Below are 743 nucleotides of genomic sequence, written 5' to 3'. Positions count from 1 at the left end.
GTGGCCTCGACGCTGTACTCGCCTTCGCTCAGCGGCGTCTCGGCATCGACGCTGTAGGTGCCGTTCTCGACGGTCGCGGTAACGGTCTGCTCGTTGCCTTCACTGTCAGTGATGACCAGAGTCACGGTGCTGCCGTCTTCGGCATCGGTGGTACCGACGATGGTCGGCGTGGTGTCGGAGGTCAGCGCCGGGGCATCGACGGTCAGGTTCGGCGCGCTCGCGTCGATCTCGCCCACGTCATTGCTGGTCGCGGTGTTGCCGGCCGGGTCGGTGACAGTGGCCTCGACGCTGTACTCGCCTTCGCTCAGCGGGGTCTCGGCGTCGACGCTGTAGGTGCCATTCTCGACGGTCGCGGTAACGGTCTGCTCGTTGCCGTCACTATCGGTGATGACCAGGGTGACGGTGCTGCCGTCTTCGGCATCGGTGGTGCCGACGATGGTCGGCGTGGTGTCGGAGGTCAGCGCCGGCGCATCGACGGTCAGGCTCGGCGCGCTTGCGTCGATCTCGCCCACGTCATTGCTGGTCGCGGTGTTGCCGGCCGGGTCGGTGACGGTGGCTTCGACGCTGTACTCGCCTTCGCTCAGCGGCGTCTCGGCGTCAACCGTATAGGTGCCGTTCTCGACGGTCGCGGTAACGGTCTGCTCGTTGCCGTCACTGTCGGTGATGAGCAGCGTGACGGTGCTGCCATCTTCGGCATCGGTGGTACCGACGATGGTCGGCGTGGTGTCGGAGGTCAGCGCCGG

1 protein-coding gene is annotated in these 743 nt (G+C 66.5%); it reads right to left on the bottom strand.

The genetic code is table 11. From position 1 onward, the window contains the following. Positions 1 to 743, bottom strand: a 743-nt coding sequence (locus tag OW493_RS17160) for an Ig-like domain-containing protein (RefSeq protein ID WP_289864989.1), incomplete at both ends; no start/stop codon positions are given.

It is taken from the genome of Cobetia sp. 14N.309.X.WAT.E.A4 (assembly GCF_030397495.1).
GTDB classification, from domain to species: Bacteria; Pseudomonadota; Gammaproteobacteria; order Pseudomonadales; family Halomonadaceae; genus Cobetia; species Cobetia marina.
Note: the sequence above shows the minus strand (reverse complement) of the source record. Positions and strands in the feature narration are given on the sequence as shown.